The sequence below is a fragment of the uncultured Roseovarius sp. genome, from assembly GCF_947259555.1.
GTDB lineage: Bacteria > Pseudomonadota > Alphaproteobacteria > Rhodobacterales > Rhodobacteraceae > Roseovarius.
The window spans coordinates 1-7,596 of the sequence record NZ_CAMYMD010000111.1 but is presented as its reverse complement, the minus strand read 5'-3'; the positions used below and the strand labels follow the sequence as shown (position 1 = coordinate 7,596).

The following is a 7,596-nucleotide window of genomic DNA, read 5'->3' as shown; positions in this document are numbered from 1 at the left end:
CCGCCGCACGCCCCGGCCCGGACCCCGCCAAGCTCGCCGCAGAGATGGGCGCGCGCCACCTGCCGCTGCCGCGTGCCGACGCGCGCGCTATATCCTCTGCGGTGACCACGGCACTCGGAGCGTGAGCGATGGATTGGCAGCGAGACCTTCCTGACTGGCCACATCACGACCACTCCCGGCGCATCCACCACCCGCCCCATCAATGGCACATACAGGACATGGGCAGCGGCCCGCTCGCGCTCTTGTTGCACGGCGCGGGGGCCTCGACCCATAGCTGGCGCGACCTGATGCCCCGGCTGGCCGAGACCCACCGCGTGATCGCGCTCGACCTGCCCGGTCAGGGCTTTTCCCGTGCCGGCGCCAAACGCCGTCTGGGGCTCGCGGGCATGACCGAGGATATCGCCGCGCTCTGTGCGTCTGAGGGCTGGAAACCCGCGCTCATTCTCGGCCACTCCGCCGGAGGCGCGATCGCCCTCAATCTCGCAACGCGCCTCACCACACCAGACGGCAGCCCACCCGACATCGCCTGTATCAACGCGGCCCTCGATCGTTTCGAGGGCGTCGCCGGGTGGCTGTTCCCGCTTTTGGCAAAGCTCTTGGCGCTCAACCCGTTGACGGCAACCTTTTTTACCTTCGGCACCGACAAGGCCGCGCGCGCCCGTCGCCTGATCCAGAGCACCGGCTCGACCCTCACGCCTGATGGCCTGGCGCTCTATGCCCGGCTCATCGCGGATCGTCCGCATGTCGATGCGACGCTACAGATGATGTCACAGTGGGATGTCGCCCCGCTGCTCGATCGCTTTCGCGACATTCCCAATCGCTGCCTGCTCTTGACAGGCGCCGAGGACCGCGCGGTGCCGCCCGAGACGTCAACCCGCGCCGCTTCGCGCCTGCCATGCGCCCGCGCCCTGACACTGGACGGGCTTGGACACCTGGCGCATGAAGAAGCCCCCGCGCGCCTCGCGACGGTCCTGCGCGATCCGGCCAACTGGCCCGCATGATCCCAGCGCGCCGGGCAAGTGCTCGGGCGGTGCGTGGCATATGCCGGATCACATGCTATGCAGGGGACAAAGACGCCCAAGCCTGCGACCACGACAATGGAGCCCCGACAGATGCCCCGGATCACAACAGCCTGCACCGCGCTCATGGCCGCGATACTGCTCTGCGGCCCGGCCTTTCCGCAGGAGATGCAGTTTTTCCGGATCGGGACAGGCAGCACCGAGAGCTCCAATTTTAAGATTGGCAGCAGCATCGTCGATGCTATTGCGCACCCGCCCGGCTCGCCGCCCTGCGACGCGGGCAAGACCTGCGGGGTGCCGGGCCTCGTGGCAATCGCCCAATCGACACGCGGCGCGGCCCTGAACGTACACCGCGTTCAGACCGGTGGAGTAGAGGCCGGCGTAACCGACGCGGCGACGCTCGACGCCGCATTGACCGGCACCGGCCCGTTCAAGGGAGAACCAGCAGACGGCTTGCGGGTCGTGACCACTTTGCCATCGGCAACGCTCTATCTGGTCTTGCCCGGTGCGTCGCCGCTTGCCGGCCTGGCGAACCTCCGGGGCAAGCGTGTCGGGATCGGGCAGGATGGCTCTGGCACGCAGGTCGTCGCCGAGCAGGTCCTCGCCGCGCTTGGCATAACCCGCGACCACTATAAAGAGGCGCTTCTGGGCAGTGTTCAAAGTGCCCAACGCGTTACAACCGGCGCGTTGGATGCATATTTCACCGATGAGATCAGTCATCTTGGCACGAAGACTGATTTACGGCTCCACGACTGGACCGCGGCAGAGCTTGAAACCGGCATTGCGGCGGTGCCGCAGTCCAGCAGGGTCGTCATCCCCGCAGACAGCGCTTCAGGGACCGACGGCGACATCAAGACCCTCGCGATCGCAAGGCTCTTGATCACGCACGCCGATCAATCCGAGGACCTGATCCATGCAATCACCCGTGCTCTGTGGTCTGCGCGCGGGCGGGAACTGCTTGTCAGCCAAGACAGGTCTGGCTCGCGCCCTGCTCACGCAACCACGACACTCAGGCTCGAGCAGTTGGATGCACCTCTGCACCCCGGGGCAAAACGGTACTATGTCGAGGCAGGTTTGCTCCGATAAGCGTCCGGCCACGAAACCGGCACAATGCCGCGTAGCGCACGGTCACGCCGTCCCGCGCGCCGGTCAATCCCTGTTAGGCAGCCACTCGTGGATCACATGGCATCCGCGCCCCCGCCCCTTGGCCGCGTAGAGCGCGCGGTCGGAATCGACCATCATGCGATGGGAATCGGGAATGTCATATTCACAACTCATGGTCGCCCCGATACTTGCCGAAATCCGGCAATCCTGGCCCTCATATGGCACAGGCTCTTCGAGACGCTCGATGATGCGACGTGCCATGTCATCCAGCCGGCATCTATCCGTCAGCCCCGACAGGATGACGACGAATTCATCGCCCCCAACGCGGCTGACAAGGTCATCGGCGCGCACTTCCCCAAGCAGCCGGCCCGCCACGGCCCGCAAGACATGATCCCCGGCCGCGTGCCCCAACGTGTCATTCACCTGCTTGAAGAAATCCAGATCGACATGCATCAGCGCGAAATCCTGTTCGCTCTGCGTCAGCCGATCAAGCACATGATCCAATGCGCGCCGGTTCTGCAATCCTGTCAGCGTATCCGTGAACGCGCGCTCCTCCGCCTCGACCCGCGCGCCTTGCAGCCGCATGTTGAGCGTGCGCGACGCGTCCATGGCGGCCGATTTCGCCTCGAACAGATAGAGCATCTCCGTCGCGAGATCCGTCGCGGCAAAATCCGCGCCGGTCAACCCGAAGTCCCGCACGGCATCGACAATCGAAATGCCAAACGACAGGTTGACCAGGGCAGCACCATCGGACAAACCCAGCAATACGCCCTTGAGGGGAGTGTGCGGTGCCGCGCAAAGCCGCAGTCGAAGCCGGGCCCCCTCGCACGCGCGAAACGCCGCCATATCCGATACAGAATGGGGACGGCGTACGTCGATCAGATCGAGAAATCGCGCGCCTGCGAGCGTGCTCCCGTCGAATACCTTTCTCAGCGTCGGCCCGGCCTCGATCACATGCCCGGTCTTACTCAGAACAGCGTGCATCGGGCACAGCTCGTCCAACAGTCGCCCCAATGTCGCGTTTGTCCAGGTCATGAAGTCGCCCGTCTGGCGCCAAGATCAAAAGCGCGCCCACTTGCAAATCCCTCGTCCAGCAGGCGAATTTCGATGAATTCACACCGCGCGTCACTGCCCTTATGGTCAACGATTGCCAAGGCGCCGTAGTCATCCGCCATCGCCCGCAAAAGCCCCATCACGACATGGCCAAAGCGCAGCCCATGTCCCTGTGGCAGATCAACATGCAGGCAATATGTACCTGCACCGTGGTCATGAAGCACGAGCGCGGGCAAGTCGAAATCCGAAACGACCAACCGCGCGCGGTCAGGCAAGTCATCGAGGGAGTGCAGAAAATCCACAAAATCAACCCCGCTGAAGCGCATCAGCCTGCGCACCGCCTCTGTCGCCGGGTTCGAGACCAGATACGTGCCGATATCCTCAAGCAGATCGTTTCGCCCACGATCCAGCCGCTCGCCAACCGCCTCCAGGACCTGCTCGGTCACATCCGCCTCGTAGGTCATCATCGCCTCAAAGCCGGTCACGCCCAGGTCAAGACGCCGCACCGTGGCAATCCAGACATCTCGCCCATAGGTATCCCGAACGAACCGCTCGATGGCCCGATTTACCAGCCCGTGCATGACACTCTCCCCTTCATTTCGGCCAGATTGTCAGGCCCGCCTTAAGAAGCGCTGAACAACTAAAATGCTCTACAATTTGCCAGCCGCATCCATTTAGCCCGGGGGCTTGTCAGGCTGCGACGGCCTTGCTACATCTGTCGCATCCGTTGGGGTGCCCCGCTTGCCGGGGCTGAGAGGCGATGCGCCAACCCACCGAACCTGATCCGGCTCGCACCGGCGTAGGGAACGGAGACCGCGCTCGCGCGCCCCTCCCCCCATGCCCGCGTTCCGGCCGAGAAGAGAGGCCGCCCATGCGCCCCGACGCGCCCGCGCTCACACTCGACGGCACCGCCCGGATCGGCGGGTTGCACGTCTTCGGCCCGCTGCACCTCACCGTGCCCGCCGGGCGCATCACCTGCCTGCTCGGCCCCTCGGGCGTGGGCAAGACGACGCTGCTGCGCCTGATCGCGGGCGTCGATGACGTCACCGAGTTCACCGGCAGCATCACCGCCTCCGACGACCGCTCCCTTGCCGGGCGCATGGCGCTGATGGCGCAGGGCGATCTGCTGATGCCATGGCTCGACGTGCTGGGCAATGTCACCATCGGCGCGCGCCTCCGCGGCGAGGCGCGCGACCGCGACCGCGCCATGCGCATGCTCGCCCGCGTCGGGCTCGAGGATCACGCCCATAAACGCCCCGGCGCGCTCTCGGGCGGGCAGAAACAGCGCGTCGCCCTCGCCCGCACCCTGATGGAGGACCGCCCCATTATCCTGCTCGACGAGCCGTTCTCGGCGCTCGACGCCCGCACCCGCACGCAGATGCAGGATCTCACGGCCGAGCACCTCAAGGGCCGCACCGTGCTCATGGTCACCCACGACCCGGCCGAGGCCGCGCGCATGGGCCACGCCATCCATATCCTGACCGAGACCGGGCTGGAGGACGTCACACCGCCCCCCGGCACCGTGCCCCGGCCCGTGGACGATCCCGAAACCCTCACCGCGCAGGGCAGGCTCTTGTCGCGCCTGCGCGCCCCCGCCTGAAAGGACCCCCCATGCGCCCCACCGATCACCTGCAATCGCTCTGCGCCGAGGACTGGCAGGCCGCCACCCGCCACGCCTTCACCGATCAACTGGCAGACGGCACCCTGCCCGAGGATCGGATGCTGGCCTATCTGCGGCAGGATTATCTCTTCATCGACGGCTTCGTGCGGCTTCTGGCCTCGGCCATCGCCCATGCGCCTACCCTGCCCGACGCGATTCCGGCTGCGCAGTTCCTCGGGCTGATCTCGGGCCCCGAAAACACCTATTTCCTCCGCGCGATCGAGGCCATGGGCGGTCAGGCAGAGCCGCCCGCCCCGGCGCACCCGGTGACGGCGGAGTTCCAGACCGTCATGCGCGACGCTGCGCACTCGGGCCGCTATGAACAGATGCTCGCCGTGCTGGTGGTCGCCGAATGGTCCTATCTCGACTGGGCCACGCCGCATGCCGACAAGGCGGGTGACCTGCCGTTCTGGTTCGGCGAATGGATCACGCTCCACAGCGGCGACGGGTTTGAGTCCGTCGTGGCCTACCTGCGCGGCCAGCTTGACGCGGTCTGGCCCGGCCTCTCACCCGAAGAACAGCAAGCCGTCGAGGCGACATTCACCCACGCCACCCGGCTGGAGCGCGCCTTCTTCGACGCCGCCCTCGCAGGCTATCCCGAGACATGAGCCGCCTGATCACCATCACCACCTCCACCGCGCTCGCGCTGGCGCTCTGGCAGGCGCTGGTGGTGCTGGCAGCACTCCCGCCCTTCATCCTGCCCGGTCCTGCCCGCGTGGCCGAGACCCTGTGGGCAAGCCGCGCACTCATCCTGGAACACGCAGGCATCACCGCCGCCGAGGTGCTGATCGGGCTGGCCCTCGGCGCAATCCTCGGTGGTCTCTCGGCCATCGGCCTCGCCGCCTCGCCCCTTGCGCGCCGCCTCATTCGCCCGATGATGGTCTTTTCCCAGGCGATCCCGGTCTTTGCGCTGGCCCCGATCCTCACCCTCTGGCTAGGCTACGGCCTCTGGTCCAAGGTCGCCATGGCGCTGCTGATCATCTACTTCCCCGTCACCTCGGCCTTCTTCGACGCGCTGATGCGCACCCCGCAACACTGGCTCGATCTGGGGCGGATCATGGGCGCCAACGGCCCGCGCCTGATGTGGCATATCCGCGTCCCCGCCGCCCTGCCCGGCTTCGCCTCGGGGCTGCGCCTGGCAGCGGTCTACGCCCCCATAGGTGCGATCATCGGCGAATGGGTGGGGGCCTCCAAGGGGCTGGGTTACCTCATGCTCCTCGCCAACGGCCGCGCCAAGATCGACCTCATGTTCGCCGCCCTGATCGTGCTGGCGGTGTTCACGCTTCTGCTGCACATGAGCGTGGACCGGGCGTGTCGGCGGTGGCTGGACGGCACGGCGGCGGGGTGACCACGAGGTGGGGCGGGGTGCAGCGGCGTGAGATCAAGGGTAACGATGGCCGCTTACATCAGCGACATTCAGACGTTCCGCAGCGAAGCAAATCTGTTTGCAGGCGCGCTAGCCCATTCGGCTAAGATGTTCAATACGGCCGCTTTATGAGGTTGCCAATTTCTGCCCTTCAAGGCTCCAAAAGCTGTGCGATCTTCGCAAGAACGTCATCTGCCCCTCCGGCCCAGTCTGCTATCTCGATGCCAGAGCTGTTTATGACACGGCGGCGTGTCTTAGACTTTACCCTGCTTTGCATGAAGTCCTCAAAGACCACCACCGGTACCGTCCTAACCTCATGCCCGTCCTTGAAAACTTGCTCTGTCAAAAGTGCTTCGAGAACGTTCACTTCGCTCGTCGCAGCGTACACAGCCGCCTGAATCTTGGCATCGCGGATGATTATGTCTGCTGTGTATTCCTTGTGCTCCTCCGACATGGCTTCTCGCTCGCCAACATAGAAACGCGTGCCAAAGCGCTCCTTTATTGCTTCAAAAAGCTCCTCGCGGAACGCGTTGGTGACCCTCTCGCGTGACAAGAACGCAAGGTCCTGGATACGGTTCAGGAATGACATGAACCTGATGGCTACCCCACCCAAGTTCGCTTCCTCAGTCCAATCGCTCAGGAAGAGGGATTTCTCCTCGTCAAATAGGATACCGTGCTCGATCGCGAGCTGCCTCATCGCTCCCATCTTGGTATCGGTTGTCAGGTCACCAGCAACGTCCTCAAGAATAGCCAGCGTATCGCCACCATCTCGCATGCGGACCAGACCATCTGTTTTCTCACCGAATATGACCAACGGTTCGCCGTGCAGCCAGCTAAAGGGAGTTTTGATCGCGTAGCCAAGCGGTATCTCTCTGATAGAAAGACCCTCACAGAAGGCAGAACAGATTTTTTTCTGCACGGTCATAAAATCATCTCTCCTTGAGCCGGAGGGGCAAATCGGTAGAGCTTCGACGCGATCATCATTGCAGTGTGAGGCGTAACGTCAAAATCCTCCGTGCATTCTCCAGTATAGCTCGGCCAAAATCGAAACGTATCGCGATCTCGCGTCACCCCCGGAAGCACTCTTTCGATGTCGCCTGTTGCAACGTGGCAGTGCCAGTTTGAGTGTGATGTATGAAGATCATGGCTGCACAACACTGCCAACTGATCTTCGCGGACCTCGCCGAGCATAGCGTGAAACTTCTCGAGCAGCGGGTTCAGCTGCAAAAGGACTCGGAAATCTCGCTCACCAGCACACAATAATACAACGAGCTATGCCCTAAAGTTGGTGACGGCGTGATCAGGCGGCGGCTCGAAGTTGCTTGATCCCGTCCTTGAAGGCAATCCCCTGGACGATCTCGGGCAGGCGGTTTGCGCCATCGAGTTTCCGCCAT

At 64.1% G+C, this 7,596-nt stretch carries 8 protein-coding genes and 1 riboswitch; of the genes, 5 read left to right on the top strand and 3 right to left on the bottom strand.

The window, feature by feature from the left end:
- Window positions 1-128: 128 nt before the first annotated feature.
- Window positions 129-1,001, top strand: coding sequence for an alpha/beta fold hydrolase BchO (gene bchO, locus Q0X85_RS19750; protein WP_297774853.1), 873 nt, complete (start codon window positions 129-131; stop codon window positions 999-1,001).
- Window positions 1,002-1,112: 111 nt separating this feature from the next.
- Complete coding sequence (locus Q0X85_RS19745; RefSeq protein ID WP_297774851.1) at window positions 1,113-2,105, top strand: TAXI family TRAP transporter solute-binding subunit; 993 nt, start codon at window positions 1,113-1,115, stop codon at window positions 2,103-2,105.
- A gap of 63 nt (window positions 2,106-2,168) precedes the next feature.
- Here Q0X85_RS19745 and Q0X85_RS19740 read toward each other — a convergent pair whose 3' ends face one another.
- Together Q0X85_RS19740 and Q0X85_RS19735 are read right to left on the bottom strand one after the other, a co-directional pair.
- Window positions 2,169-3,158: a GGDEF domain-containing protein gene (locus tag Q0X85_RS19740; protein ID WP_297774849.1), complete on the bottom strand. Its 990-nt coding sequence runs from the start codon at window positions 3,156-3,158 to the stop codon at window positions 2,169-2,171.
- Window positions 3,155-3,757 (bottom strand): heme NO-binding domain-containing protein, encoded by a 603-nt coding sequence (locus Q0X85_RS19735; RefSeq protein WP_297774847.1) that lies wholly within the window; start codon window positions 3,755-3,757, stop codon window positions 3,155-3,157. Before Q0X85_RS19735 ends, Q0X85_RS19740 begins: the two co-directional genes overlap by 4 nt.
- Before the next feature lie 137 nt (window positions 3,758-3,894).
- A riboswitch (TPP riboswitch) is annotated at window positions 3,895-3,999 on the top strand.
- A 48-nt stretch (window positions 4,000-4,047) separates the two neighbouring features.
- On the opposite strand from Q0X85_RS19735, the gene Q0X85_RS19730 reads away from it, so the two are divergent.
- From Q0X85_RS19730 to Q0X85_RS19720, 3 genes are read left to right on the top strand one after another with little or no spacing between them, the layout of a single operon-like run.
- Window positions 4,048-4,776, top strand: a complete 729-nt coding sequence (locus tag Q0X85_RS19730) for an ATP-binding cassette domain-containing protein (protein WP_297774846.1) — start codon at window positions 4,048-4,050, stop codon at window positions 4,774-4,776.
- Window positions 4,777-4,787: 11 nt separating this feature from the next.
- Window positions 4,788-5,444 carry a TenA family protein gene (locus tag Q0X85_RS19725; protein WP_297774844.1) on the top strand — a complete coding sequence of 219 codons (657 nt, stop codon included), beginning with the start codon at window positions 4,788-4,790 and terminating at the stop codon, window positions 5,442-5,444.
- Window positions 5,441-6,184 carry an ABC transporter permease gene (locus tag Q0X85_RS19720; protein WP_297774842.1) on the top strand — a complete coding sequence of 248 codons (744 nt, stop codon included), beginning with the start codon at window positions 5,441-5,443 and terminating at the stop codon, window positions 6,182-6,184. The genes Q0X85_RS19725 and Q0X85_RS19720 overlap by 4 nt, the downstream gene beginning before the upstream one ends.
- A gap of 169 nt (window positions 6,185-6,353) precedes the next feature.
- Here Q0X85_RS19720 and Q0X85_RS19715 read toward each other — a convergent pair whose 3' ends face one another.
- The gene (locus tag Q0X85_RS19715; protein ID WP_297774840.1) at window positions 6,354-7,127 is read right to left on the bottom strand and encodes a DUF1828 domain-containing protein; all 774 of its coding nucleotides are present in this window, start codon (window positions 7,125-7,127) and stop codon (window positions 6,354-6,356) included.
- Between the last annotated feature and the right edge of the window lie 469 nt (window positions 7,128-7,596).